A 26628-nucleotide genomic window follows, 5' to 3' on the forward strand; every position below is an offset into this window, starting at 1 on the left:
CCCATAAGTGTTCACGTGTCCGCCTCCTTCTAAGCGGACAGATGTTCACTACCGAGGCACGGTCAGATCAACATGTGTTCCCTGGCTGCTTACGCAGGGCAGCCAAGTGAGGCTGGAGGTTCGCAATCCCGGCGTCGGCGTCTCGCTGGAGGGTGCGGCACTTGTTCAGCCGCTTCGTATACGGCGACGGGGCGCGGCAGGACTCGCGCAGCCATCAGGGCCTGGGATGAACCTCGTGCAAGCAGGAATCGCGGTCATGCACTGCGGCTACGACTTCGCGCGGTCCCATGATGTTGGACGGAGATTGGTCTTCGGTGGCCAGCGGCATCGGAGGGCGGATGACGGATTTGTCATCGTTCGGTGCGGCTGATGTTGGTTATGTGTTCCTAGAGTCAACGCGTGCACTTGGCACATCTCTGAAAGGATCGACCATGAAGCCCTTCATCACCTCTGCAGTCCTTGCATCGCGCTTGGCGGCATGGCCGCTCCGGCACAGGCCCATCACGCGCTCGCCAACGCAGTGAAAGCCTCCATCGAGTTGCGTGACGGCTCCACACTGCACGTCTTCAAGGATGGCAAGATGTCCAAGGAGGATGCCTTCGGTCGCGCCGTATTCCTGAAGCGCGGCGAGATACTCACGGCCAAGGACGGACGCCAGATCACGGCGGTTGGTAACGAAGTTGCCCGCCTGGAGGCCTTGCTGAAGGAAGACCATACCGGATGACTCGGCACATAGCCGCGTTCGCGGTGGTCACCCGGCAACCCCAGCGTCGACACCCTGACAACGTCCGTAGACATGTCGACAGCTTTTCTCCATCTGAACTAGGCGTTGAATGTGGATTGAAGGCCGCTGGATCTCAAGAGAGCTGTTCAGCCAGTTGATCCTGATCTGGCTGGTCGGCGTTGCGATTGCCGCGGTGGCGGTGTGGCGATTGCGCCGTAATTCAACGAAGGGCGGCGACGCCCGTCGCAAATACGTAAAGCGCACACGTCGGCGGAAAGGCAAATAGCAGGGCCACCCGACGCTTGCGTTCGCAACTCTTAACGCTCTATAGAGCCCACCAGTGAATTTCGCAGTGCGGGTCGGTGGCCTAGGAGTCTGCGCGGCAGAACTCGCTGCGCACGGTTGCAGCGTGCTGCGAGCCCATCGGCTTGAGCTTCGATGAGCTTTTAGCGGCTGTCCCGATGGGGTGCAGCCTTTGGCCAGCCTGGCAAGGCTGCTGCAGGCACATTGCAAGCGTGCTCTTCGCACATCTGTGCACCTTCAGCCGACCATCGTTGCCATGCGCCGCAGGTTCAGCGCCATGCACACGAGCTTCCACTCAGCCTGCACCTGGTGCAGCCCCCGCAGGCTGAACTGTCGGAACCCCAGCACGTTCTTGATCCAGCCGTTGGGCGGCTCGGCGATCCACTTGCGCTTGCGGTACGCCGCGTTGCCGTCGTCGGTCTGCAGCTTGGCCGCCATCGCCGCCGTGTGCGGGTACTTGCCGGCGTCGACCTGGGCGTGTTCCTTGCCTTCGCGGCCCAGCGCCACCACCAGCTCGATCGGCGCACTCTTCAGGTTGTCTTCGCTGCGGTAGCCCGCGTCCGCCAGGGCCAATGCGGGCAGCTCGTCCAGGTTGTCCTTGACCGACTGGATCATCGGCAACAGCCAGTTCGCATCCGGCGCAACGTTGTCCAACTCCGCCGCCACGATGATGTGCGCGGCCTCGTCCGCTGCCGTCTGCGCGTTGTACGCCGGGTCGAACCCGCCGCCGGCGCGAGGTCGTGTCGCGTCTGCGGTCTCTGAAAGAACTGCCCGGCATCGGCTGGCATGACCTGCTGACGTTCGCGATGGATCGGGCGCTGGTGAGGCAGGAACCGCAGCTGCTGTTCCGCGCACTGGCGCTCGGCCTGGCGCCAGGCGCGACGCCAGATGCTGATCTGGCAGACAAGGTCTTCGAAGCCTTGACGCATGCGAGTTCACTTCACGGCGCAACCCTTACCTTGGACCGCCAGGCTATCGAAACCTTGCTGGACGATTGTGTGGTGCGAGGGAACAGCGGCGCGGCTCTGATGCTTGGCCAGGCACTCAGCGGCAACGACGTTGGGAACCTGGGCTGGCAGTCGCTGGTCTCGGGGCAGAACCTCCGGAAAGCGTCGGCGCTGCTCATGCGCGCGGCCGACGGCGGACACGGCGAGGCTTGGACTCGGCTCTACGAAATCCACTCAAATCACAACGGTTCGGTGGCCAATCCGCCCATGGCGAGGTTCTGCCTCGAAAAGGCGGCAGCCAACGGCGTTGTGTTGGCGCAGCGCCGGCTCGGCGCGACCATCCTGCGCGGATCGGGGTCGCTGCGCGAGGTAGAACAGGGCTTGAACTGGCTGTTCTTGGCCGCACAGGCTGGTGACGACCACGCGTTCAGACTGTTGTGCACCTTCGTGTTGCCCGTTGACGGACGAGATGAGGATGCCGGCCAGGCGCTCTCGGCTATCGCGCAATCGGACCCGGGTCTGGCACTTCGACTGCAAGTGGCGCGAGATTTCGGGCTCACAAAGTTGGAGGCGATGACGGTCGACCTGGTGGGAGGACAACGCCCATGGGGTTTGGTAGTGGGGCGCAACCCGTTCATTCGCCATGCCAAGCTGTCATCCCCCCGGGCGGTGCCAGCCGTGTCAGCAACGGTCCAGCAGAATCTTCGGCGCGTCGTGGCGCAAGTCGCTGGCGGTATCGGGCGAGGGGCAGAGTTTCAGGACTTCGATCTCCGTCACCGTACGGTCAGGGTCAAGCAACTGTTGCATGCACATGGGGTGGCGGAGTCCATGTTTTTCGCCAGAGCCTGTTCCAAGGATTTGGACGTCCTGCGAGGGGGTGGGCGCTGGGCGCGTGCGGCCAAGATCGAGCTCGACGCCGCGATGGTGCTGCCGAGTGGAGCACAGCTACGCGCAAAGCTATGTTGACGGCCGGATCAATGACCAGCAGCGTAGCCATCAAGGGTTTTGACGCCGTCGTGGAACTCTGTTCAGCAGCAGCGGCAGGGCTGTTTCGCTACGCCCGGGAGATGTCATGGCACCCAGCCCACTGTTACGAGCGAACCGGCGCGTAGTCGCCGCCCAACGCATCAACAGCGCGGCTTTGGACCGGTTGCGCATGGGCGACGTGGCATCCATGACCAGGTTCAGCAAGGCCGCGTATCTCCTGGGACTGGCGCGAGAACGCTACATACAGCTGGCGAAGGGCAAATCACGCGGTGAAGTTTGAAGGACAACTTCCCGCCGTTGACCCAGAACGGATTCATCAGGGACGGTCAGATGCATTGCGGCACCCGCAGCGAGTGCATCTGTGTGGCGATGACCTGGGCCAGCAGGGCGTCCATTGCAACGGTGGCCGCGATCCCAAAAAATCTTTGCATCCACCCCTTGACCCTCCCATCATGGCAAGCTTGAGACTTCCGTTCACGGGTTGGCATGCCAGCCGACCAGGAAGGAAGACATGAACTCACTTGCTCACACAGCTCCATCGGCAGACGTTCGCCGCTGGTCGTTCCCGATCACGGGGATGACCTGCGCGTCCTGCGTCGCCCGCGTTGAAAAGGCGCTCGCCAAAGTCCCGGGCGTCCGCGAAGCCAGCGTCAACCTGGCGACCGAGACAGCAGCCGTTGAGGCAGCGGCTGACGTCGACCTCGCCGCACTGCGAGCTGCCGTGGAGAAGGCCGGCTACGAGGTCCCCGAGCAGGCGCTGAGCGTGCAAATCGAAGGCATGACCTGCGCGTCCTGCGTCGCCCGCGTCGAGAAAGCGCTGTTGAAGGTTCCCGGCGTGATCGCGGCCGAGGTGAATCTGGCGACAGAGCAAGCCCAAGTCCGCTTGGCGGCCAGGGAGATCGACATGGCCGCGATACTGCGCGCCGTCGAACGGGCCGGCTATGCCGCGCGCCCGGTGACCGAGCCCGGCGCTGTGACCGAAGGCGCTGCCGAGGCTGCGCCCAACAGGCATCGTCTTCCCGAATGGTGGCCCGTCGCGGTCGCCGGCGTGCTGTCGGCCCCGCTGGTGCTGCCGATGTTCACGGCCTTGTTCGGCCTGCCTTGGATGTTGCCCGGCTGGCTGCAGCTGCTGCTCGCGACGCCCGTCCAGTTCTGGCTCGGCGCGCGCTTCTATCGGGCCGGCTGGAAGGCGCTGCGCGCGGGCGCCGGCAACATGGACTTGCTGGTCGCCTTGGGCACCACCGCTGGCTATGGTCTCAGTGTCTACCAGCTCTTGGTGCACGGCGAGCACGCCATGCACCAACTGTACTTTGAGGCATCGGCCGTGGTCATCACGCTGGTGCTGCTGGGCAAATGGCTGGAGGGGCGCGCCAAGCGCCAGACGACCGAAGCGATCCGCGCGCTGCAGGCACTGCGGCCGGACCGCGCCCGCGTGCGCCGCGACGGGACCGATGTGGATGTGGCCCTTGCAGACGTTCGTGTCGGCGATCTGGTCGTCGTCAGGCCTGGCGAGCGCGTGCCCGTCGACGGCGAAGTCGTCGAGGGCGCCAGTGAGATCGACGAATCCATGATCACCGGGGAGAGCCTGCCGGTCGCCAAGCACCCAGGTGACCGGGCGACGGGCGGGTCCGTCAACGCTGAGGGCTTGTTGCTCATTCGTACCTTGGCCGTGGGAGCCGAGTCCACCTTGGCCAGGATCGTCCGCCTCGTGGAGTCGGCGCAAGCCAAGAAGGCGCCTATCCAGAGGCTGGTCGACCGTGTCAGCGCGGTCTTCGTCCCGGTGGTCATCGGCATTGCGTTGGTGACGCTGCTCGGTTGGGGACTGGGCACGGGTGACTGGGAAGGAGCCATTCTCAACGCCGTCGCGGTGCTGGTGATTGCCTGCCCCTGTGCCCTCGGCCTGGCCACGCCGACCGCGATCATGGCCGGCACGGGGGTCGCGGCGCGCCACGGCGTCCTCATCAAGGATGCCGAAGCGCTGGAGGTGGCGCACGGCGTCGAGGTGGTCGCTTTCGACAAGACCGGCACGCTGACTGAAGGCAAGCCGGAGCTCGTGGCCTTTGAGGCGGTGGACGGCAACGACGCTGGATTGCTGGGCGCAAGCGCGGCGATTCAGGCGAACAGCGAGCATCCGCTGGCTCGCGCGGTCATGGACGCCGCGAAGCGGGAGCGTGTCGGCGTGCCTATGGCCATTGAAGTCCGGGCCGTTGCCGGACGCGGCATGGCGGCAGTCGTACGCCAGCGCCAGCTGAGGCTGGGCAGCAGCCGCTACATGCAGGAGCTGGGTGTCGACCTGACTGCGTTGGAGGCGCGTGCGCAGGCGTTGCGGGCGAGCGGTAGAACCGTGTCGTGGCTGGCGGACGTGGGGGACGAACCGCAGCTGATCGGGCTGCTGGCCTTCGCAGATGCACCCAAGGCATCGGCGGCACACGCGGTTCAAGAGCTGCAACGGCTGGGCATCAGAACCGTCATGCTGACCGGGGACAACCAGGGCAGCGCGGATTCGGTCGGCCAGCAACTGGGCATCGATGAGATCCGCGCCGAGGTGCTCCCTGAAGACAAGGCCGACATCGTCACCGCGTTGAAGAACGGTGGCCACCGGGTGGCCATGGTCGGTGACGGCATCAACGACGCGCCGGCGTTGGCGGCGGCCGATGTCGGCATCGCGATGTCCACCGGCACCGATGTGGCCATGCATGCCGCTGGCGTCACGCTCATGCGTGGCGATCCGTCGCTTGTCGCCGATGCCATCGACATCTCGCGGCGTACCTACGCCAAGATCCGCCAGAACCTGTTCTGGGCCTTCGTCTACAACGTCATCGGCATTCCGCTCGCCGCTTTCGGGCTGCTCAGCCCCGTAGTGGCCGCTGCCGCGATGGCCTTGAGCAGTGTGAGCGTCGTCACCAACGCGCTGATGCTGCGCAGCTGGAAAGGGAGTCAGCAATGAGCACGGTCACATCGCATACCGACGGCCCCTTCAACATCGGGGAGGCCGCCGCCCGCTCCGGCGTGTCGGCCAAGATGGTGCGCCACTACGAGTCGCTGGGCTTGCTGCCCAAGGTGGGCCGCACCGATTCCGGTTATCGGCAGTACACCGGCAAGGAAATCCACACGCTGCGCTTCGTCAGGCGGGCACGCGACCTGGGTTTCAGCATGGCTGAGATCGCAGAACTGCTGAGGCTTTGGCAGGACCGCCGCCGGGCGAGCGCCAACGTCAAGCGGATCGCCCTCACGCATGTGGCCGACCTGGACCGGCGCATGAAGGAGCTTGAGGCTATGAAGCGCACGTTGGAGCGCTTGGCCGAATGCTGCCACGGCGACCAGCGGCCCGATTGCCCGATCCTGGATGAACTCGCTGATTGAACGTGCCAGCGGGAGCGTTGATTGCCGGCGATGGGCTGGCGGGTCATCCGCCAGCCACCCAGGAGACCTCTCCATGAATCGTTCTGTCGCTGCACTACGGCTCGCCCTTTGTTCAACCGGCCTCATCCTCGCAATGAGCGGTGCCGCAACCGCCCAGTCTGCCAACCACGGCTCGGAGCTAATGCACAAAAGCATGATGTCCGGCATGCAGCAGATGCAGGGCATGAAGATGACCGGCGACACCGACAAGGACTTCGCCATGATGATGAAGATGCATCACCAGCAAGCGCTGGACATGGCAAAGGTTCAGGTCGCGCACGGCAAGTCGCCAGAGTTGAAGGCGATGGCCGAGAAGATGATCAAGGATCAGTCCAAGGAAATTGCCCAGCTCGAGGCCTGGCTGCAGAAGAGCAAGTGAGCCTTCTCGCCTCATCGACCGCACCGCGCCCATATGTCGCTTGGCCTTGCGCTGGCGCAAACGAAGGCCAGCACATCGGCGGGCTTGCTCTGTAAACTGGTGACATGAGGTTGACGAAGGTGTACCGGCGCTGGATCGCAAGCATGCTTGCGACGGTCCTGGTATGCCTTCAGTTCGCCACGGCCGCATACGCGTGCCCCGCTCCGCAGGGCGTCAATGGTGAGCCGGCCATGGCAGCAATGCCTGACTGCGAAGCCATGTCGAGCATGGACCCCGAACAGCCGCAGCTGTGCAAGGCGCACTGTGACCGCGACAGGCAGACGGTCAACAACGCACCCGTGGCGGATGTAGCGCCAGCGGTTCTGCTCGACCGACTGCTCACGCGACTGGCGCTGTGGATAGCGCCCCAGGCGGCCCAGGCGCTGCCTGCGGTCGTTGCCGCCCACACCGGCCCGCCCGATGGCGCGCCGCCGGTCTATCTCGCACTCCAGGTCTTTCGCATTTAAGCCCTGACGCCCGCGCCGCCGATTGCTCGGTAGCGCGCTCCCGTCTGCGCGATCGCTTGATCGCTTCCAAGGCTTTTGTGGAGTGCCGTCATGGCCATCTTCTTTTCAGCGGGATCACGCGTCCGCTATCAGGGCACGTGCTCAACCTCGCGCCGCATACGCGTGGCCGTCCTGGCCACGGTTTTCCTGACCGTTGTCGGGACGGTGCGCGCCGCACCCATCAGCTTCGAGCAGGCGCTGCTGCTTGCCGAGCAGCATTCGGCGGCGCTGACCGCACGCCAGGCGGCCGCCGACGGCGCCCAGCAGGCACGAACGGCGGCCGGGCAACTGCCCAACCCCAAGCTCGCCGTCGGGGTCGAGAACTTCCCAGTCTCCGGCCCGGAGCGTTTCAGCTGGAACCGGGACTCGATGACGATGCGCCGGGTCGGACTCATGCAGGACGTGCCAAACGCCGCCAGGCGGGCGGCCCAGCGGGAGGCGGCCGATGCCAAGACCGCGCGAGAACGGGCGATGCTGGAGTCCGAACGGCTTGCAGTGCGGCGCGAAGCGGCGCTGGCCTGGCTGGGCCTGCACTTCGCACAGCGCCGACTGGCCGTGTTTGCGGCGCTGGAGCAGGAAGACCGACTTCTGCAGGACGCGCTGGCCTCACGCCTCGCCTCTGGAGGCGCAATGCCGGCAGACGCACTGATGGCACGGCAAGAGACGCTGGAGCTCGCCGACCGCCGCGACGAGCTGCAGGCTGCCGTCGAGCAGGCACGCGCCCAGCTGCGCCGCTGGACGGGCGAGCAACCCGAGCTGTCGGCCCAGGCCGAACCGCCTGCGCTTCGACTGGACCTCGCCCGACTGCTGGACAACCTGGATCGCCACGCTGACCTGCTGGCCTTCGCGCCCATGCTGGCCATGGCCCGGGCCGACGTTGAAGAAGCCGCCGCCATGCGCCGTGGCGACTGGGGCTGGGAAGTCGCCTACGGCAACCGCCCCCGGGCCTTTGGGGACATGGTGTCGGTGCAGCTCAGCTTTGAGCTACCGGTCTCGCGCGCGACGCGCCAGGAGCCGGTGGTGGCCTCGCGGCAGAAGGAAGTGGAGCGGCTGCAGGCCGAGCGAGAGGACGCGCTGCGCCGCGTGCGCGCCGAGGTCGACGCGCTGGTCGCCGAACTGCAGCGCGCCGAGCGCGTGCTGCACCGCCTGCAGGCCGCCGCGCTGCCGCTGGCCAAAGATCGCGTGCAGGTGACGCTGGCCAGCTACCAGGCCGGCCGCGCCGACCTCGGCACCGTGCTGACGGCACGCAGGAGCGCCGCCGACGTGCAGCTGCGCGCCCTGGACCTGCAAGCCCAGGTTCTGGCCCAGCAGGCCCGCCTGGCCTATCTCATCGCGGAGTGAACCCCATGTCGCCTCAAAAGAAGTTGTTCACGGTGGTCCTGCTCGTTGCCATCGGCGCGGGCCTGGGTTACGGCGCCGCACGATGGACTACCGGCCCGTCTCCCGCAGTTGGCGGGCAAGGTGCGTCCAGTCAGCCGCCAGCAGACGACCGCAAGGTGCTCTATTGGTACGACCCCATGGTGCCGCAGCACAAGTTCGACAAGCCGGGCAAGTCGCCATTCATGGACATGCAGCTGGTGCCGAAGTACGCCGGCGAGGCAGACGCCAGCGGCGTTGCCGTCGACCCGCGCGTGGCCCAGATGCTGGGCGTGCGCACTGCGACCGCGGAGAAGCAGCGCATCGGCGCCTCCGTCCAGGTGCCCGCCACGGTCCAGCTCAACGAACGCGACGTGGCGATCCTGCAAGCGCGCACGGCGGGCTTCGTGCAGCGGGTGGCGCGTTTGGCACCGGGCGACGTCGTGGCGGCAGGCGCCTTCATCGCCGAGCTGCTGGTGCCCGAGTGGGCTGGCGCCCAGCAGGAGTTCCTGGCCCTGCGCCGAATGGGCGACGCGGCGCTGACTGCGGCCGCGCGCCAGCGTCTGGTCCTGCTCGGCATGCCCACGGCGCTGGTGCAGCAGGTGGAGCGAACCGGCGAGGTGCAAGCCCTGACCACGGTCCATGCGCCGACTGGTGGTCTGGTCCAGGAGATGATGGTGCGGCCGGGGATGACGGTGTCGCAGGGCATGAGCCTGGCGCGCATCACCGGCTTGTCGACGGTCTGGCTGGAGGCCGCGCTCCCCGAAGTGCAGGCGGCCACGGCGCGCGTGGGCGAGCCGGTCGAAGTGACGCTGGCGGCCTTCCCGGGCGAGACGCTGAAAGGCAAGGTCACCTCAGTGCTGCCCGAGGCCAGCAGCGAGACGCGCACGCTGCGCGTCCGGGCGGAGCTGCCCAATCCTCATGGTCGATTGCGCGCCGGCATGTTTGCGCAGATGCGGCTGGGCGGGCCGGCCGAGGAGGCGCTGGTGGTGCCGGCCGAGTCGGTGATCCGGACCGGCGAGCGCGCCATCGTCTACGTCGTCGAGCAGCCAGGGCGCTTCACCCCCGTGCCCGTGCGCATCGGCCGCGAATGGGGCGACAAGCTGGAGGTGCTGGAAGGCCTGCAGGCGGGTCAGCAAGTCGTCGCCTCGGGCCAGTTCCTGATCGACTCAGAAGCCAGCATGCAGGGCCTGCTGCAGCGCCAGGCAGGCCCGAGTGCGGCGCCGGCCAGTGCCGCGGCGTCGGCGGGATCGCAGGGGGCTCCGTCTGCGGTGGTCCATCAGGGACAGGGGCGAATCGTCGGGCTCACCCCACAGGAGGTGACCCTGGACCACGGTCCGGTGCCCAGCCTGAAGTGGCCGGCCATGCAGATGGGCTTCAAGATCGCGCAACCGGGGCTGGCCGATAGCTTCAAGGTCGGCGACAAGGTGCAGTTCACGTTCAGGGAGAGCGCTGAGGGCTATGAAGTCACGGGTGTGCAGCGCGATCCGAATGGGGGCGCCAAATGATCGCCGCCGTGATCCGGTGGTCGGTCGGCAACCGCTTCCTGGTGTTGCTGGCCACGCTGTTCCTGGCCGTCGCCGGCGTGCTGTCGCTGCGGTCGACGCCCATCGATGCCTTGCCCGATCTGTCGGACGTGCAGGTCATCATCCGCACCAGCTACCCGGGCCAGGCGCCGCAGATCGTCGAGAACCAGGTCACCTATCCGCTGGCGACCACCATGCTGTCGGTGCCCGGCGCCAAGGCCGTGCGGGCGTTCTCCTTCTTCGGCGACTCCTTCGTCTACGTGCTCTTCGAGGACGGCACGGACCTCTACTGGGCGCGCTCGCGCGTGCTGGAATACCTCAGCCAGGTGCAGGCGCGCTTGCCTGCCACGGCCAAGCCCTCGCTCGGGCCCGATGCGACGGGCGTGGGCTGGGTCTTTCAGTTCGCGCTGGTGGACCGGACGGGCCAGCACGACCTGTCACAGCTGCGCGCCCTGCAGGATTGGTTCCTGAAGTTCGAGTTGAAGTCGGTCGCCGACGTTGCCGAGGTGGCCACGGTGGGCGGCATGGTCAAGCAGTACCAGGTGGTGATGGACCCCGCCAAGCTGTTCGCCTACGGCATCACGCACAGCCAAGTGCGGGAGGCGCTGATGAACGGCAACCAGGAGGCTGGCGGCGCGGTGCTGGAACTGGCCGAGGCGGAATACATGGTGCGCGCCAGTGGCTTCCTGAAGTCGCTGGACGACTTCCGCAGCATCGTGCTGACCAGCCGCAACGGCGTGCCCGTGCTGCTGGGCCAGGTGGCCACGGTGCAGACCGGCCCGGAGATGCGCCGCGGCATCAGCGAGCTGGACGGCGAGGGCGAAGCCGTGGGCGGCGTGGTGATCCTGCGCACCGGCAAGAACGCGCAGACGGCGATTGCCGCGGTCAAGGACAAGCTCAAGCAACTGCAGGCCAGCCTGCCCAAGGGCGTGGAGATCGTCACGACCTATGACCGCAGCTCGCTGATCGAGCGGGCCATCGACAACCTGGCGACCAAGCTGGTCGAGGAGTTCATCGTCGTGGCGCTGGTCTGCGTCGCCTTTCTGTGGCACCTGAGGTCGGCCCTCGTGGCCATCATCTCGCTGCCGCTGGGCGTGATGGCGGCCTTCCTCGTCATGCAGCAACAGGGGCTCAACGCCAACATCATGTCGCTCGGCGGCATTGCCATTGCCATCGGCGCCATGGTGGACGCGGCCGTCGTGATGATTGAGAACGCGCACAAGAAGCTGGAGGCTTGGCAGCACGCCCACCCGGGCGAAGAGCTCAAGGGTGAGCCGCGCTGGGCCGTCATCACCGACGCTGCCGTGGAGGTGGGCCCGGCGCTGTTCTTCTCGCTGATGATCATCACGCTGTCCTTCGTGCCCGTGTTCACGCTGCAGGCGCAGGAGGGCCGGCTGTTCGGGCCGCTGGCCTTCACCAAGACCTATGCGATGGCAGCCGCAGCCGGCCTGTCCGTCACCCTGATCCCGGTGCTGATGGGCTACTGGATTCGCGGCCGCATCCCGGATGAGCAGCGCAACCCGATCACGCGCGGCCTGATCGCGCTGTACCGGCCCGCGCTGGAATGGGTGCTGTGCTGGCCCCGGCTCACGCTGGTGCTGGCGGTTGCGATGCTGGCCACCACCGCCTGGCCGCTGCTGCGCCTGGGCGGCGAGTTCCTGCCACCGCTGGACGAGGGCGACCTGCTCTACATGCCCTCGGCGCTGCCGGGGCTGTCGGCGCAGAAGGCCGCTGAGTTGCTGCAGCTCACCGACCGCATGATCAAGACCGTGCCCGAGGTGCAGCGGGTCTTCGGCAAGGCCGGCCGCGCCGAGACCGCGACCGACCCGGCGCCGATGGAGATGTTCGAGACCACGGTGCAGCTCAAGCCGCGCGACCAATGGCGCCCGGGCATGACGCCTGAGAAGCTCGTCGAGGAACTCGACCGCGCGGTGAAGGTGCCGGGCCTTTCCAACATCTGGATCCCGCCCATCCGCAACCGCATCGACATGCTGGCCACCGGCATCAAAAGCCCCATCGGCGTGAAGGTGTCGGCTTCCGACCTGTCCGCCATCGACCGCGTCGCCGCGCAGGTGGAGACGGTTGCCAAGACCATCCCCGGCATCAGCTCGGCGCTCGCTGAGCGCCTGACGGGCGGCCGTTATGTGGACGTCAAGATCGACCGGTCGGCCGCGGCGCGCTACGGCATGAACGTGAGCGATGTGCAGGCTGTGGTCTCCGGCGCGATCGGCGGCGAGAACGTCGGTGAGACGGTCGAAGGGCTGGCGCGTTTCCCGATCAACCTGCGCTACCCGCGCGAGCTGCGCGACACGCCCGAGAAGCTGCGCAACCTGCCGGTGCTGACGCCGTCCGGCCAGCAGCTGACACTCGGCTCGCTGGCCACAGTCGCCATCGTCGACGGGCCGCCCATGCTCAAGAGCGAGAACGCCCGGCCGTCGGGCTGGGTCTACATCGACGTGCGCGGCCGCGACATTGCCTCGGTGGTCGGGGACCTGCGACGCGCCGTGGCCGAGCAGGTGAAGCTGGAGCCCGGCATGAGCCTGGCGTACTCCGGCCAGTTCGAGTTCATGGAGCGGGCCAACGAGCGGCTGAAGGTGGTCGTGCCTGCGACGCTGCTCATCATCTTCGTGCTGCTTTACCTGACGTTCCGCAGCGCCAGCGAGGCAGCGCTCATCATGGCGACCTTGCCACTGGCGCTGACCGGCGGCGTCTGGTTCCTCTACCTGCTCGGCTACAACCTGTCGGTCGCCACCGGGGTGGGTTTCATCGCGCTGGCGGGCGTGTCGGCCGAGTTTGGCGTGGTGATGCTGCTGTATCTGAAGCACGCGCTGGAGGACCGGGTGCGCGCAGGCTCGGCAATCACTTGGGAGGTCGTGCTGGACGCGATCCGCGAGGGCGCGGTGCTGCGGGTGCGACCGAAGGCGATGACCGTCGCCGTCATCCTTGCCGGCCTGCTGCCCATCGTCTGGGGCTCGGGCACGGGTTCCGAAGTCATGAGCCGCATCGCCGCGCCCGTGCTGGGTGGCATGGTGACAGCGCCGCTGCTGTCGCTGTTCGTCGTGCCGGCGGCTTTTGCGCTGATGCGTCGGCAGTCGGCCGGGTCGCGCGCGGACAAGCCCGAGAGCTTGGGGAAGTGAGTGTCCCATCGCGGCCATGTCGACGAATACGTTGGTATGGTGCGTGCTGCTAGGCGGCTCCGCCGCTGCGTTTGCCGCGCAGGCGTGCTGTGGCGACATTGCCTGCTGCATCCAGCAGTTGCTTTGCTGTCTGTAAGGCCTCACTGAACTGAGACCGGGGCCGGCGCGATGCGCCGGCCTTTTGTCATCTACGAGCAAATCAAGCCTGGGTGCGCGGGCCGAACATGATGACCGCATGCCCAGCAAAGGCTATCTCTCACGACCGAGTTGAATTGGCGCGGCAGACTGGCCGCTTGATTCATTGCGGGCCGCTTTGAGTTCCGCGGTCAGTTCGACGATTCGCCGATGTGCGCTCAGTAGCTGAGATTGCGCGCTGTCCCGCTGAGCTGCGATCTCCTCAAGTTGGGTGGCCAGATCAGCGCGTGACCGACGTTGCTGGAGCTTCTCCTGCCTCTTGGAGGACTGTTGTTGCCCCTGAATTTCGACGTACGCTTGGATCTCTCGGACCAGCGAGGGGAACCTCTCTTTGCGCAGCGCGCTCGGGTCGCATCCAGCTTCCTTGGCGACGTTGTTCTGCGACACCGGTGCGCCTCGCTCGACGACCTCCGTCTTGCCTTCCTTGAGTCGCTGGAATGCCTGACGAAAGCGCTGCTCCGCCGTCAGTTCAATCGGTGCGCGTGACATTCAGAAAGTTCTCCATCCCGTTGCGCTCGGCGGCCAGAGCGCGGTGGCGTGGGCTGCCCTCGGGGACTTGCTTCATCTGCAATTCCAGGCCGGCCATGTCTGCTTCGATGGCCGGAACTCGCTCGCGATCAAACAGCGCGTCCGCACAGGGGCCGTTACCGTCGCCGCCCGCACAACGTGCCACCGACTCGATGCCGCCGTACGAGCAGGTGGTCCGCTTTGTGCAGGCGCCGAGGCGAATTTCGCGAAAGGCTGTCTGTCCCTTGCGACCCGCCGCGGCCAGGGCTTTGAGGTCTTTGTCGCCGACCAAGTTGACGACGATTACGGCCTTTCGGTCTTCGCCCAGTGGAGAAACGAAGCGCTCGCTCATGGCGGTGTGCAAGTTGCGGGCGATCACTTCGTACATCGCGGACACGAGCGCGGTCTCGACTTCAGTGTTGAAGCGCAGCTTGGAGTAGCCCCTCCCGTAGTAAAGGGGCATCAGCCTCGAGCGGTGCTTCATCAAGAACTGCATGCTGGAATCGGACAGGAGCCCGCTCGCAAACATGTTCACCGCGCCGGTGCGGCGCAATTGATGCCAGGCCATGGGCCATACGTTGCCGACCGCGAACTCTTGCCTCGACGTCAGGTTGGGCGTCAGCATGCAGGCGATCTTTAAGTCCTCTTCGGTGATGCGCAGTTGGTTTTCGTCGAAGAGGCAGGGGCTCCGTTGGACTTGGGATTGGTATGCCGAGACATGTGGGCGCAGGCCGTACGCCTGCACCTCATTGCCGCTCCACGGTTCGAAAGCCCTGTCGAAAAGATAGGGATTTTGAATGTCCGACTCCCTGGGTTGGCTCTCGGGCGTGGCCGCGGCACACTGAATGCGCAGCCGAGCGATGCTGGTCATGGCACGCACGGCCACTTCGACGCTGGGGCTCGTCGGCCATCGCGCATCGCTGTCAGCGTCTGTCTTGGTCGTCTCGCCGCAGATGAGCGGAATGCGCCCGAGCTTGGCATCTGTATCCCAGACCAGGCAGTCCGTGCGCAGAGAGGCGGCCTCGGTGACACGTTGGATAGTGAAGTTGGCGGTATACGCAAGACCTGCCGATTGCACCAAAGTCAAATAGGCGGAGAAACTGCGAATTTCCAATCCTCTTGCTTGGACGCCCAGCCAGCGCTCCATCAGTCCCTTGACGCCGAACTGCTCAGCGGTCCGTTCGAAGCGGCCAAGATATTTGTATTTCCGTGATTTCTTGTTCCGGAGTCCAAAGGGGTTGAGGTGCCGCGTCTGCGGACCTCTTTTCGAGAGGGCCTTTTCGAGTGAGCCGAAATTGTGGATGTAGGCGTCTAGGCAGTACTTGAAACAGTCCTCGATCTGCTGCTGATGCTTCAGGAAGTCGTCGATGCAGGCGCGCAAACGTTCGAGCTGATATTTCCAGATGCGTGGTGGAATGTATGCCGTTTGAACGATATCTCGGGCCGGCGGCTTGAGTGCGGCGAGTCGCTTGATTCCTTCCGCGGTAAGGATCGTGAAGCCCAGGATTTCGCGAGAGTCCCACAGCCGATGGAACGCAACAATTGTTGTTTCATATTCGCTTTCAGGCACTTGCTTGGCCAAGTCGTCGATGACGCGAGGAAAGCGCATCAGATCGGCCGCACGTATGCCGTGCTTGCTGCAATGGGTGACGACACGCCGGATCGCAAGGAAACGGCTCTTGAGAGAATTCACGGCGGCGACGCCATTCGGCCCCCAGATGAGCAGAGCAGCGATGACGCGCAACAGGTCGGCGTTGCCAGTGTCCAGTTCCGCCTTCTTCAATCTCTTGGTGGGTCCGTCGCCGAAATCGAGTCTGGTTTTTTTTCCGGCCCACGGCGAAAGATCCCAGGTCGGGTCGCCATAGCGCGATAGGACGGCTCCATCGGCATCTTCGCTCACCACCCAGTCCCGCGGAGGAGGCCAGCTAGGGGGACGAAAACTCCGGCTGGTCGGTGTCACCCAGTCGCAGGGCAGACGAAGCCCAAATTCAAGCAGCTTGGCCGTCACAGCCTGCCCTCCAACGCAGACACCAGATTTCTCCAGTCGAGGTGGTAGTCTCCCTCGTCGATGCGCGCCAGCGCCTCGTCCACCCAACCGCGGCGACGCGCATTCGATTCCCGAAACCAGGCCAGCTTGCCGGAGAGGCGCTCGATGGCCAGCTGTGCAGGATGCACCTCTTGAGTGGCTTTGGGCGCGGGCCATGCGGCCAGTTCGACGACCTTTACATGTCGGAAGCTGGCCAGCGCCCAGACATAGTCCTGGCTGTCGACATCCCGGTGCTTCTCGCACCACAGGCAGCCCGACGGCCGAATGCAATCCGGCGAGGGCGCATCCTTGGGGGGGTCTGTTTGCGGCGCTGGCCTGCCATCACATGCTCCGGGAGCGGCTGCCGTGGTGGAGAGCAATTGGGGATCGTGCTTGGACCAAAAGTGGGTGGCTTCGGCCATCGCCCGCTGCTGGCTGGGCCTTTCGTAGACCCGCAGCAGCGTCTCCTTGGTGTGCTGGGCCATCTCCGCCGTCTGGTCGGGGTCGCCGCTGCGGCGCAGGAGCCAGTTGACTCGGGTATTTCGCAACGTCTGGGGCGGCACAAAGCGTATCCCCAATCCCTTGCAGATTGTGCGGAGTCGGAACTGCGGGTGTTGACTCGCGATCCGGCCCATGCGAATAAATGGGAACAGGAATTCCGACTCGGGAAATAGCTGCCTGCGCCACGTTAGGTAGCGTTCGAAATGCGGCTTGTAGTCCCTATATATCTCAAACAGCACTTCGCCGCCGCGGCGATTCTTGCGATCTCTGACCTGGTAACCGTCCAAGTAGCTGGCATAGAAAAAGTGACGCAGCTTGAGTTGATGCGCCTGAGCGAGATTCATCCCAGTCTGCGCGATGAACATGAGAAGTTCGGCCTCGATTCTTAGATTCGCGAGCGGACTGCGGGTGCGCAATGTGCCTTCGTTCTGATAGGCCAAGAATGCCTCGGTGCGTGGAGGCTCCGAGATGTCGACGGATCTGCGAGGAAAGTCCGACCATTGCTCTACGTGCTGGCCGGTGCGCAATTTGATGCGCAAGGGGAGTGCGGCTTTCAGTACCACGTCTCTCGGCAAGCCGTCGCAAATATCCTGCAGCGCATGGCCGAAAGCAAACGTGCCCTCCAGCAGTTCCTTTTCCGAGTCGCGCGACACAGCTGACTTTCGTACAATCGGTGGAATCAATCGGGTCGCTGCAATAAGCGTGGTCGGGCGCTCCAAGATGAAATCCAGTATCAGCGCGATGCGACTGGCCATCGAATAGGCCGAACGCATGGTGAGATCCTTTTTCACCCGGTGACGAAGGAGCATGCTGTCTGCCCAGCTTAAAAACACCTGTTCGACGTTGTGGATTGACGCAGAGGTATTAGTCGAATCTTGCCATCCGAAAAAGTCTCGCAGGCTTCGAAGGTTGTTTTTGGCCGTCTGCCGGCTGCCACCGCCCGCCAACTGGCCCGATATGAACTCATGGATGCGTCGGACTAACTCGACTCTTTCCGCAAGCACTTCGCCGAGGGCGCCGTCGTCGATGAGCTGCTTGGTTTTCTTGGTGTAGGTTAAGGCTCCACCCTTGTACAGCAGAATCTGCAAATCCATCGGTGTTTCCCGGGCACCATACTGAATGCTCGGGAAAGTTAGATCCGGGGGCCTCAGATCGTCACGCATGGAAATCATCCCAATTTCGTGTTGTGAGACCAGAAAATGCTTCGCTGAATGCGGCGGCGGCCTGCTGTTTGCCTTGGCTGGATTCGATGAATTTCACATAACCAAAGGTGGTGGATTCATGCTTGTGGAACATCGCGTTTTTGACAAACTCAATTGCTGTGGGAACTGAAGTAATCCCCAGCATGATCTTCATCAACCAAGTTCCATAAGTCGCTCGGGTTTCGTGGAACTTGAAGCGAGACATGAACTTCAGCCCTGCGCGCGACGCGTCTCTGCGAAGTTCCGTCATTAAGCGGCTGACGGAGTTGCTGCTGTACCGGCTTCCTCTGCTGGTGAGGAAAATCAGAGAGCGATCTCTGGGCGCAGCCCTGGCTTCTCGTTTGAGTCGTGGAGTTGAGTAGGCGTAGCGAAGCAGTTCAGCCAATAGGAAGTCTGGCAAGAGAAGTTGGCCTTGGACGTCGAATTTTGTCTGAATCCCTGTTCCAGGGCCGGCGTTAAGTTGGTGAAAGCCTTTTATAAAGGGGTCGGGGAGGGCGGCTTCGAGATTTTCGATGCGAATCGTCGTAATGGTTTCTAACCGGGCGCCGACAAAGAAGCCCGTTGTGAGCAGCAAATGAAGCTCCTCGGATGCTTCGTGCAACGTAAATCCCAGCAGCTCGCTCATGTGTTGCTCGCTGAGTGGCTGAAGCCCGTCCTCGAGTTTTGTGCCGAGGCGGGTTCGATTTGCTATTGCCAAGCTTGTAGACGCTCTGGCAAGCGTGCGCCTGAAACCAGTCACATCGAAAAATGGAATTACGACAGTTTTATCACGCCACATCGGATACTCTGGCGTGATGAAATTCTGGTCGTTAGCGTGTTTGTAAAATTGAATGACTGCGCGGATCCGAGCGCTCGCTGTGCTCGACTTGAGGCTTCCTGATTCGATTTGTTTGATCAGGTGGCCGCGAAAGCGAACCAATACCCGGTCTTCCATTCGAATTGGAAAGTGCCGCCAGTCCAGTTTTGAATCTTCAAGGAATTCCGAGTAAGCGTGAAGGTGCTTCATCAGGGACTTGACGGTTTCGAGATCGACACCGTCGTCCGAAACCTTCGTTAGCGCCCAGTAGTTAGCTTCGGCCCAGCCTTCTCTGCTTCTCCAGAAGATCTGGGGTAGGCGGTCTATGTCGGGGTGATTGGCGTCGCGTTCCCACGCAACGCCATCGTCCGCAGCTGCCTCATGCCAAGGTTGGAATCGGATGTACGACAGCATTGACACGGTGAGCTTCGCCCCTCCGACTAGAAAGGCGTTGGCATGCCGTCGACGGTGCCGTTTCTTGCCGTCATGAAACGGCCTTCAAGCGCCTGACCGCCGCGCTGAAGTCAATTCCGTAGAGGTGCATGACGAGATCGATGGCGCCGCCACCGCCCCGCTGCGCACGAGTGTCGAAGAACCGTGGCCCCTTGACGAGCAACTCGTAGTCCACGCCATCCGCGTTGACGTGGTAACGCCGCGTGCCCATGGCCTTGAGGGGCGTGAAGGACGAATCCTGCTTCGAATAGCAGCCAAGGCGCTTGAGCACCAGCAATGTGTCAAGGTTGCGCCACTCTTCCAGGATTGAGTTATCCACAGCCCTGCCCATTTGCCCCTCGCTCCCGGGAGAGGCCAGGGCCTCCCCCGGACCCCCACCGCTACTCGTCTTTTTCAAAGACGCGGTTCAACACCTCATGGATGTCCATAAGGTATCACTGCAGGGGTGCGTGTCAATGGGCTGCTATACGGGGGTGAACAGGAAGTGCAGCACGTCGCCATCCTTGACGACGTACTCTTTGCCTTCCGCACGCATCTTGCCGGCGTCCTTTGCGCCTTGCTCTCCGCGGTACTGGATGAAGTCGTCGTAGGCAATGGTCTGGGCGCGGATGTAGCCGCGCTCGAAGTCCGTGTGGATGACGCCGGCCGCTTGCGGGCCGGTGTCGCCGATGCGGATGGTCCAGGCGCGCACTTCCTTCACGCCAGCGGTGAAGTAGGTCTGCAGGCCCAGTAACTTGAAAGCGGCGCGGATCAGGCGGTTGAGACCTGGCTCGTCCTGACCCATCTCGGCCAGGAACATGGCGCGGTCCTCGTCTTCCATCTCGGACAGTTCCGACTCGGTCTTTGCGCAGATGGCCACGACCGGGCCGTTTTGGGCGGCCGCGTATTCCTTCAGGCGGTCCAGGAAGGGGTTGTTCTCGAAACCGTCCTCGGACACGTTGCCGACGAACATCGCCGGCTTGGCGGTGATCAGGCACAGCGGCTTCAGGATGACCAGTTCTTCCTTGCTGAAGTCGATCGTGCGGACCGGCTTGGCCTGGTCCAGTGCGGCCTGGCACTTCTCCAGCACCTTGACCAGTGCGATGGCTTCCTTGTCGCCGGCGCGGGCGACCTTGTTGTAGCGGTGCAGGCTCTTCTCGACGGTGCCCAAGTCGGCCAGGCACAGTTCGGTCTGGATCACCTCGATGTCAGAGATCGGGTCGACCTTGCCATTGACGTGGATGACGTTCGGGTCTTCGAAGCAACGCACCACGTTGACGATGGCGTCCGTTTCGCGGATGTGCGACAGGAACTGGTTGCCCAGGCCTTCACCCTTGCTGGCGCCAGCCACCAGGCCGGCGATGTCCACGAACTCCACGACCGCGGGCATCACGCGCTCGGGCTTCACGATCTCCGCCAGCGCAGCCAGTCGCGGGTCGGGCAGTTCAACGATGCCCACGTTGGGCTCGATCGTGCAGAAGGGATAGTTCTCGGCGGCGATGCCGGCTTTGGTCAGGGCGTTGAAGAGAGTGGACTTGCCGACGTTGGGCAGGCCCACGATGCCGCATTTGAGGCTCATGGCTGGGACTTTCCTTTGGGAGGCAATCGCCGCAGACCGGCGTGCCGAACCGATGATTTTAGTCGCGCCGACCTGGGCAACTGCCGCCCGCGGGGCGGATTCGCCCCGCTGCCTACAATCGCCCGATGCAGAGCGTGGATGTACTGGTCAGAGGGCGTGGTGCCGTTGGGAGCAGCCTGGCATTGGCCTTGGCGGCTCAAGGGTTGTCCGTCGGCATGGCTGGACGGTCGGAGCCCGCACGTGCGGGCGATGTGCGCACCTATGCGCTGAACGCCGCGTCGGTGGCTTTGCTGACCGAGTTGAAGATCTGGGACGCGCTGCCGCCTGATGCGATCAGCCCGGTGTACGACATGGTCGTTTGGGGCGATGGCCTTGGGGAGCCGGCAGGCCGACTGAGCTTCTCGGCCTGGCAGCAAGGCCTGCGCGAGTTGGCCGTCATCGTCGACGCCGCCGCGTTGGACGCGCAGCTGGCCATGGCGTTGCGCTTCTCACCCCATGTGCACGACGTGCCCGACGATTGCGATGCGGCGCTGACGGCGCTGTGCGAAGGGCGTGAGTCGAAGGCGCGTGCAGCACTGGGCGTGGAGTTCAAGTTGCGGCCCTACGGACATCACGCGCTCGCAGCGCGCTTGACCACCGATCGCCCCCATCAAGGCGTCGCGCGGCAGTGGTTCCGTGCCGGCGGCGAGGTGCTCGCGTTGCTGCCCTTTGAGCGCCCCGAGGCTGGTGCGTCGTACGGACTCGTGTGGTCCTGCGAAGCGGTGCGGGCGCAGGCGCTGCAGCAGATGGAGCCCGAAGCATTCGAGCATGAGTTGCAGACCATCGCATCGACCGCGGTGGGCACCTTGAAGCTGGCCAGTGAGCGTTCGAGCTGGCCGTTGGCCCTCGCACGCGCTGACGCGGTCAGCGGACCCGGTTGGGTACTGCTGGGTGATGCCGCCCACATCGTGCACCCGCTGGCCGGGCAGGGACTCAATCTGGGCCTGGGCGATGTCAGTGCGCTCGCCGGGGTGCTTGCTGCTCGGGAATCATGGCGACCGCTGGGCGACGAACGCCTGCTGCGGCGCTACGCCCGTGAGCGGCTGGCGCCGACGCTGGCGATGGGCGAGCTGACGGACGCGTTGCAGCGGCTGTTCGCGCACTCGTCGCCGGTGGCTCAAAGCCTGCGCAATCGCGGCCTGGACGCGCTCAACCAACTCACCCCCGTGAAACGCTGGCTGACCCAGCGCGCCCTCGGTCTCTAACCCCTTCATCGTTCCTACCGTGCTGTCCCTTTCCCGCATCCTGGCCGGCCTGTTGCTGGCCGCCTGCCTCCCCGCCCTGGCGAACGAGGCCGTCATCCGCAAGGCTTTCACCGAGCGCATGCCCAACGCGCCCAAGATCGATGAAGTGCGTCCGTCGCCCGTACCCGGCTTGTGGGAGCTTCGCATCGGCAACGAAGTGCGCTACACCGACCCGACGGGCAGCTTTCTTTTCGAGGGCGAGATCTACGACCTCAAGGCCAAGAAGAACATCACCGAAGAGCGTGTCGCACAGCTCAACCGCGTGGACTTCGCGGCGCTGCCGTTCAAGGATGCGGTGGTCTGGAAGAACGGCAACGGCAAGCGCCGCATCGCCGTGTTCGCCGACCCCAATTGCGGCTACTGCAAGCGCTTCGAGAAGTCGTTGCAGGATCTGAAGGACGTCACGGTCTACACCTTCCTCATCCCCATCCTGGGCGGTGATTCGCCCGAGAAGTCCCGTGCGATCTGGTGCGCCAAGGACAACACCGCCGCCTGGCTGGGCTGGATGTTGAAGAACGAGCAGCCGCCCAAGGCGCCGGGCAGTTGTGACAGCGCCGCCATCGAGCGCAACCTCGCGCTGTCGCGCAAGATCCATGTGAACGGAACGCCGGCCATCCTGCTGGAAGACGGCAACCGCATCCCGGGTGCCGTGGGTGCCGTGGAACTGGAGCGTCGCCTGCAGGTGCTGGCCGCGCCGGCCGGCAAGTCCTGACCCCATCATGACTGCAGACCTCCGCCGGCTGGTGCATCGCCTGGGCTATGCCGGCCTGATTCCCTTCGTGCTGGGCAGCGCGTTGATCTGGCTGATCGGTGACCGCAGCCTGGATCAGCATGCCTTCGTCAGCCTCGCGCTGTCGGCCTACGCAGGCTTGGTGATCGCGTTCCTGGGGGGCATCCACTGGGGCCTGTCATTCGCTCGCGGCCTGCCCGTGCGGCAGCCGCTGGTCTGGGGCGGCTTCGCGATGCTGCTGGGGTGGTTGGGCGTGCTGATGTCGCCCTATGCCGGGCTGGCGCTGCACGGCGCGGTGTTGATCGCCTGCTATGTCGTCGACCGGCGCGTCTACCCGCAACTGGGCGCCGCAGACTGGCTGACCCTGCGTTTCCGTCTCACGGCCGTCGCGTCGCTGAGCTGCTTCCTCGCCGCCGCGGGCAGCTGATGGCGGGGCCCAGCTACCGCATCGAGCTGGCCGACATCGCGGCCCACCGCTACCGCGTCACGCTGACGTTGGCCCAGCCGGCCGCGGAACAGGACTTCAGCCTGCCGGTGTGGATCCCGGGCAGCTACCTCGTGCGCGAGTTCGCCAAACATCTGAGCGGACTGCGGGCGCACCAGCGCGGTCACGAGCTCGCAGTCGAGCAGCTAGACAAGGCGAGCTGGCGCGTGCGCTGCAGCGGCCGCGCGGCGCTGACGCTGAGTTACGACGTCTACGCCTTCGATGCGTCCGTGCGCACCGCCTGGCTGGACAGCCAGCGCGCCTTCTTCAACGCCAGCAGCCTGTGCCTGCGCGCCCATGGGCGCGAGTCGCAGCCGCACCGTCTGGAACTCGCCGGCGTGCCCGGAGGCTGGCGCGTCGCCACCGAGATGCGGGCCGACGCCAGTGGTTTCGAAGCGGCCGATTACGACGAGCTGCTGGACCACCCCTTCGAGATCGGCCCGCACTGGCAGGGCGAGTTCATTGCCGCCGGCGTGCCGCACCGTGTCGTGGTGGCCGGCGCTTGGCCCAGTTTCGACGGTGAACGGCTGCTGGCGGACGTGCAGCGCATCTGCGAGGCGCAGATCGCGTTCTGGGGCGGGGCGCCGTTCGAGCGCTACAGCTTTCTGCTGTGGGCCGTCGACGACGGTCACGGCGGCCTGGAGCATCGCGCCAGCACGGCGCTGATCTGCGCCCGCCGCGAGTTGCCCGCAGCGGCGGAAGGCACATCGCCCAGTGACAACTACGCGCGGCTGCTGGGCCTGTTCAGCCACGAGTACTTCCATGCGTGGAACGTGAAGCGACTGCGGCCCGTCGAGTTCGCCACCTTCGACTACCAGCGCGAGAACTACACCGAGCTGCTGTGGTTCTTCGAGGGCTTCACGAGTTACTACGACGAGCTGATGCTGTGCCGCGCCGGCCTCGTCGACGCAGCGCGCTATCTGAAGCTGCTGGTGGCGTCCGTCAACGGCGTGCTGGCCGCGCCGGGGCGTCGTGTGCAGCCGCTGGCGCAGGCCAGCTTTGAGGCCTGGACCAAGTACTACCGGCCTGACGAGAACAGCGTCAACGCGGCCAGCAACTACTACGCACAGGGCGCGCTGGTGGCGCTGTGCCTGGACCTGAGCCTGCGCAGCCGCCAGTCCAGCCTGGATGTGGTGATGCAGTCGCTGTGGCAGCGCAGCGCCGGTGGCCCGGTCAGCGAGGCGGACATCCTGTCCGCGGTGCGCGAGCTGGGTGGCGACGAGGTCGCCGCGCAGTTGCATGGCTGGGTCCACGGCACGGACGAACTGCCGCTGCGCGAGCTGCTGGCCGCTTTGGGCGTGGACTGGCGCGACGATGGTCGCCAAACGGTCGCCCAGCGTCTGGGCCTGCGGGCTCGCGAGAGCGCGCTGGCGGGCATCCAGGTCAGCCATGTGCTGAGCGGCGGTGCGGCCGAGGCGGGCGGCGTCAATGCGCGTGACGAGGTGCTGGGCTGCAACGGCTGGCGGCTGCGCCGGCTGGATGATGCACCGTCGCTGCTTTCCGCTGGTACCAAGCAGTTGCGGCTGCTCGTGAGCCGCGACCAGCGCCTGCTGGAGCTGGATGTGGAGCTGCCGCCCGCGCGGGCCGCCGCAGTCGCGCTGAGCCTGGCAGTGGGCGAGCACGCCGAGCGGCGCCGCTGGCTGGGCGCCTGACCCCGCGATGAAGACGCCGCGGCCGCCATGGCTGCTGGTGCTCTGCGTGCTGGCCCTGCACCTGTGGCTGGGCCAGGAGGTGCAACGCATTCACGAGGGCTGGCAGCGCGATGGCCCGCCCCCCATGCCGCCGCGCATGCAGGTGGAGTTCGTGCGCGAGATGGTGCTGCAGCCGCCGCCCGCGGTGGCCCGGATGGCCGCGCCGCCGCCCGCCATACCGGCCCGTGGTGCGGCAGCTGCGGCGTCCGAGCCGCTGCCGATGCCGGAGCCGCCGGCATCCACCCCGGAGCCCGTCGCCGAGGCCCCGCCGGTCGCCGCCCCGGAAGTGGTGGCGGCGGCCGCGTCTGCGCCGGTCACCGACGAGCCCGGTCCCGAATGGCCGTTGTCCACGCGGCTCAGTTATGTGCTGACCGGCAACTACCGGGGTTCCGTCCATGGCCAGGCGCAGGTCGAGTGGCTGCGCCAGGGGCGCGACTATCAGGTCCATCTGGACGTGGGCGTGGGCCCCAGCTTTGCGCCGCTGATCTCGCGCCGCATGAGCAGCCAGGGCAAGCTCACGCCCGAGGGCATCGCGCCGCAGCGCTACGACGAGGAGACCCGCGTCATCCTCGGCGACGCCCGCCGCGCCACCGTGCTGTTGCAGGGGACCGAGGTGCAACTGGCCAACGGCGCGCGCCAGCCCGTGGCGCGCGGCGCGCAGGACTCGGCCAGCCAGTTCGTGCAGCTGACCTGGCTGTTCCTGACCGGCCGCGAGCCGCTGGAGGCGGGCCGCGTCATCAACTTCCCGCTCGTGCTGCCCTACCGCCAGTACGCCTGGCAGTACCAGGTCGTCGGCGAGGAACTGCTGGACACGCCCATGGGCCCAGTCGCTAGCTGGCATCTGAAGCCCACGCGCGGTGTGGCCGGCGGCGACCTGCTGGCGGAGGTGTGGCTGGCGCCGTCGCTGCAGTTCCTGCCGGTGCGCCTCGTCATCCGCCAGGACGCCGACACCTACATCGACCTCATGCTGAAGAGCGCGCCGCTGCAGGCCGCGCCAGAATAGGCCAACGACATCCCCAGGAGATCCCGCCCATGACCTACGAATGCATCCTCACGTCCGTCCATGGCGACGGCCCGCGCAAGACCGGCCTCATCACGCTGAACCGCCCCAAGGCGCTGAATGCGCTGAGCGACCCGCTTATGGACGAGCTGGGCGAGGCTTTGCTGGCCTTCGACGCCGACGACGGCATCGGCTGCATTGTGCTGACGGGCTCCGAGCGTGCCTTTGCGGCTGGTGCGGACATCCCGACCATGCTGCCGCACACCTTCGTCAGCGCCTTCACCAGCGGCCTGCTGTCCAAGAACTGGGAGACCATCCTGCAGGTGCGCAAGCCCGTCATCGCCGCGGTGGCCGGCTATGCGCTGGGCGGCGGCTGCGAGCTGGCCATGATGTGCGACTTCATCATCGCCGCCGACACGGCCAAGTTCGGCCAGCCCGAGGTCAAGCTGGGCGTGGTGCCCGGTGCGGGTGGTTCGCAGCGCCTGCCGCGTGCGGTGGGCAAGAGCAAGGCCATGGACATGATGCTGACCTCGCGCATGATGGACGCGGCCGAGGCCGAGCGCGCCGGCCTGGTGTCGCGCATCGTGCCGGCGGACAAGCTGCTGGAAGAGGCGCTGGGCGCGGCCGAGACCATCAACGGCTTCAGCGCACCGTCCGTCGCGCTGATCAAGGAACTGGTGAACCTGGCCTACCAGACGCCGCTGCGCGACGGCGTGGCGGTGGAGCGCCGCTACTTCCACGCGCTGTTCGGCAGCCATGACCAACGCGAGGGCATGGAAGCCTTCCTGGCCAAACGGGCCCCGAAGTTCGAGCACCGCTGATTGCTTGTTTTTGTGGCGCAACGGTGACGTTCGATGATCGACTGTTTGCGGAAGATGAATAGTCAGTTCAGCGTA

22 protein-coding genes and 1 pseudogene are annotated in these 26628 nt (G+C 65.3%); 16 read left to right on the top strand and 7 right to left on the bottom strand.

The window, feature by feature from the left end; all coding sequences use genetic code 11:
- Nucleotides 1-478 precede the first annotated feature (478 nt).
- Nucleotides 479-724, top strand: a complete 246-nt coding sequence (locus J2X21_RS19030) for a CopK family periplasmic copper-binding protein (protein WP_310331244.1) — start codon at nt 479-481, stop codon at nt 722-724.
- Between the two features lie 109 nt (nt 725-833).
- Entirely contained in the window at nt 834-1010 is a 177-nt protein-coding gene (locus tag J2X21_RS19035) for a hypothetical protein (protein WP_310331246.1), read from the top strand.
- 254 nt (nt 1011-1264) lie between these two features.
- On the opposite strand, the pseudogene J2X21_RS19040 reads toward J2X21_RS19035, so the two are convergent.
- Nucleotides 1265-1762: pseudogene (locus J2X21_RS19040) on the bottom strand (transposase); the annotation flags it as partial.
- A 5-nt stretch (nt 1763-1767) separates the two neighbouring features.
- On the opposite strand from J2X21_RS19040, the gene J2X21_RS19045 reads away from it, so the two are divergent.
- The 8 genes from J2X21_RS19045 to J2X21_RS19080 all read left to right on the top strand — a co-directional run bounded on the left by J2X21_RS19045 (nt 1768) and on the right by J2X21_RS19080 (nt 13306).
- Entirely contained in the window at nt 1768-2940 is a 1173-nt protein-coding gene (locus J2X21_RS19045; protein ID WP_310331848.1) for a tetratricopeptide repeat protein, read from the top strand.
- A 532-nt stretch (nt 2941-3472) separates the two neighbouring features.
- Entirely contained in the window at nt 3473-5908 is a 2436-nt protein-coding gene (locus tag J2X21_RS19050; protein WP_310331248.1) for a heavy metal translocating P-type ATPase, read from the top strand.
- Nucleotides 5905-6324, top strand: coding sequence for a Cu(I)-responsive transcriptional regulator (gene cueR, locus J2X21_RS19055; RefSeq protein ID WP_310331250.1), 420 nt, complete (start codon nt 5905-5907; stop codon nt 6322-6324). Before J2X21_RS19050 ends, cueR begins: the two co-directional genes overlap by 4 nt.
- A gap of 73 nt (nt 6325-6397) precedes the next feature.
- Nucleotides 6398-6742: a DUF305 domain-containing protein gene (locus J2X21_RS19060; protein WP_310331251.1), complete on the top strand. Its 345-nt coding sequence runs from the start codon at nt 6398-6400 to the stop codon at nt 6740-6742.
- Between the two features lie 104 nt (nt 6743-6846).
- Nucleotides 6847-7248, top strand: coding sequence for a hypothetical protein (locus J2X21_RS19065; protein ID WP_310331253.1), 402 nt, complete (start codon nt 6847-6849; stop codon nt 7246-7248).
- Nucleotides 7249-7410: 162 nt separating this feature from the next.
- Nucleotides 7411-8628 carry a TolC family protein gene (locus tag J2X21_RS19070; protein ID WP_310331256.1) on the top strand — a complete coding sequence of 406 codons (1218 nt, stop codon included), beginning with the start codon at nt 7411-7413 and terminating at the stop codon, nt 8626-8628.
- 5 nt (nt 8629-8633) lie between these two features.
- Nucleotides 8634-10151, top strand: a complete 1518-nt coding sequence (locus J2X21_RS19075) for an efflux RND transporter periplasmic adaptor subunit (protein WP_310331258.1) — start codon at nt 8634-8636, stop codon at nt 10149-10151.
- Nucleotides 10148-13306 carry an efflux RND transporter permease subunit gene (locus J2X21_RS19080; RefSeq protein WP_310331260.1) on the top strand — a complete coding sequence of 1053 codons (3159 nt, stop codon included), beginning with the start codon at nt 10148-10150 and terminating at the stop codon, nt 13304-13306. The genes J2X21_RS19075 and J2X21_RS19080 overlap by 4 nt, the downstream gene beginning before the upstream one ends.
- 249 nt (nt 13307-13555) lie before the next feature.
- On the opposite strand, the gene J2X21_RS19085 is transcribed toward J2X21_RS19080, so the two are convergent.
- The 6 genes from J2X21_RS19085 to ychF all read right to left on the bottom strand — a co-directional run bounded on the left by J2X21_RS19085 (nt 13556) and on the right by ychF (nt 20544).
- Nucleotides 13556-13990 (bottom strand): hypothetical protein, encoded by a 435-nt coding sequence (locus J2X21_RS19085; RefSeq protein WP_310331261.1) that lies wholly within the window; start codon nt 13988-13990, stop codon nt 13556-13558.
- A complete protein-coding gene (locus J2X21_RS19090) occupies nt 13971-15908 on the bottom strand; it encodes a hypothetical protein (protein ID WP_310331263.1) in 1938 nt (645 codons plus the stop codon). The genes J2X21_RS19085 and J2X21_RS19090 overlap by 20 nt, the downstream gene beginning before the upstream one ends.
- Nucleotides 15909-16012: 104 nt before the next feature.
- Nucleotides 16013-17698, bottom strand: a complete 1686-nt coding sequence (locus J2X21_RS19095) for a site-specific integrase (protein WP_310331264.1) — start codon at nt 17696-17698, stop codon at nt 16013-16015.
- Nucleotides 17691-18953, bottom strand: coding sequence for a site-specific integrase (locus J2X21_RS19100; RefSeq protein WP_404666607.1), 1263 nt, complete (start codon nt 18951-18953; stop codon nt 17691-17693). The genes J2X21_RS19095 and J2X21_RS19100 overlap by 8 nt, the downstream gene beginning before the upstream one ends.
- 64 nt (nt 18954-19017) lie before the next feature.
- Entirely contained in the window at nt 19018-19317 is a 300-nt protein-coding gene (locus J2X21_RS19105; RefSeq protein ID WP_310331266.1) for a hypothetical protein, read from the bottom strand.
- Between the two features lie 132 nt (nt 19318-19449).
- Entirely contained in the window at nt 19450-20544 is a 1095-nt protein-coding gene (ychF, locus tag J2X21_RS19110) for a redox-regulated ATPase YchF (protein WP_310331267.1), read from the bottom strand.
- Nucleotides 20545-20843: 299 nt separating this feature from the next.
- Between ychF and J2X21_RS19115 the strand changes: the two genes are divergently transcribed.
- From J2X21_RS19115 to J2X21_RS19140, 6 genes are read left to right on the top strand one after another with little or no spacing between them, the layout of a single operon-like run.
- On the top strand, nt 20844-21788 hold the full coding sequence (locus tag J2X21_RS19115; RefSeq protein WP_310331269.1) for an FAD-dependent monooxygenase: 945 nt from the start codon (nt 20844-20846) through the stop codon (nt 21786-21788).
- 19 nt (nt 21789-21807) lie between these two features.
- Nucleotides 21808-22539 (top strand): DsbC family protein, encoded by a 732-nt coding sequence (locus J2X21_RS19120; protein ID WP_310331271.1) that lies wholly within the window; start codon nt 21808-21810, stop codon nt 22537-22539.
- Nucleotides 22540-22546: 7 nt separating this feature from the next.
- Nucleotides 22547-22984 carry a DUF3429 domain-containing protein gene (locus tag J2X21_RS19125; protein WP_310331273.1) on the top strand — a complete coding sequence of 146 codons (438 nt, stop codon included), beginning with the start codon at nt 22547-22549 and terminating at the stop codon, nt 22982-22984.
- Complete coding sequence (locus J2X21_RS19130; RefSeq protein WP_310331275.1) at nt 22984-24693, top strand: M61 family metallopeptidase; 1710 nt, start codon at nt 22984-22986, stop codon at nt 24691-24693. Before J2X21_RS19125 ends, J2X21_RS19130 begins: the two co-directional genes overlap by 1 nt.
- A 7-nt stretch (nt 24694-24700) precedes the next feature.
- Nucleotides 24701-25735, top strand: coding sequence for a DUF3108 domain-containing protein (locus J2X21_RS19135; protein WP_310331277.1), 1035 nt, complete (start codon nt 24701-24703; stop codon nt 25733-25735).
- A gap of 29 nt (nt 25736-25764) precedes the next feature.
- Nucleotides 25765-26553 carry an enoyl-CoA hydratase gene (locus J2X21_RS19140; protein WP_310331278.1) on the top strand — a complete coding sequence of 263 codons (789 nt, stop codon included), beginning with the start codon at nt 25765-25767 and terminating at the stop codon, nt 26551-26553.
- Nucleotides 26554-26628: the final 75 nt, after the last annotated feature.

Origin of the sequence: Roseateles asaccharophilus (genome assembly GCF_031458115.1) — a bacterium.
GTDB classification, from domain to species: Bacteria; Pseudomonadota; Gammaproteobacteria; order Burkholderiales; family Burkholderiaceae_C; genus Pelomonas; species Pelomonas asaccharophilus_A.